This is a genomic window from Actinomadura verrucosospora (assembly GCF_039540335.1).
Taxonomy (GTDB): Bacteria; Actinomycetota; Actinomycetes; order Streptosporangiales; family Streptosporangiaceae; genus Spirillospora; species Spirillospora verrucosospora.
This window is the reverse complement of sequence record NZ_BAABEV010000113.1, coordinates 1-653: the sequence shown is the minus strand read 5'-3', so window position 1 is coordinate 653 and position 653 is coordinate 1. Positions and strand designations below refer to the sequence as shown.

Here is a 653-nt window from a genome sequence, read left to right as displayed (position 1 = left end):
ACGAATTGAGAATTTGTCGCTATTTGTAAATTATAACCTGGCTTGAGTTGTCCATTTTTCATATGATCTTCTTTCATTCTCATAAATGTGGCATCATGATCTGTTTTAGAATAACTATTTCTATCCTTTAAAATAGATTTTTGGACGTCGTATTTATGCTTTCGCCCAGAGTAATCATTAATTTGTTTTTTGTATTGTTTAATTTTAGTTCTTTTGAGCCGTATTTGTTTTCTTATTTTAGTACATTTTTCATTATCGATATGTTGATTTAAATCTTCGATTTCTTTATCCAAATGACTACCAATCAAATCTATTTCTTCCTTTGTTAAGTCATTATCGTGATCTTTTTTAATCTCAGGTATGATTTTATTTGTTACCAATTCATGATAGAGTGCTTTAGAATCTTCATTCATTTTTGTCTCATGGTTTTGAATACTCTTTTTCCATACAAATGTATATCGATTGGCATTCGCCTCAACTTTCGTACCATCAATAAAAATGGCCTGATCATCTATAAGATGTTGTTTCAAACACTGACTATGAAATTGAATAAATAATGATTCTAATAAAGCATCTACTTTTGGATTGACTCTAAATCGATTAATCGTTTTATAAGAAAGATTAAGATTTTGTGTTAGCCACATCATCCGGAT

At 28.9% G+C, this 653-nt stretch carries 1 pseudogene; it reads right to left on the bottom strand.

What is annotated here, in order from left to right:
- A pseudogene (locus ABD944_RS42170) lies at positions 1–653 on the bottom strand (IS5/IS1182 family transposase); the annotation flags it as partial.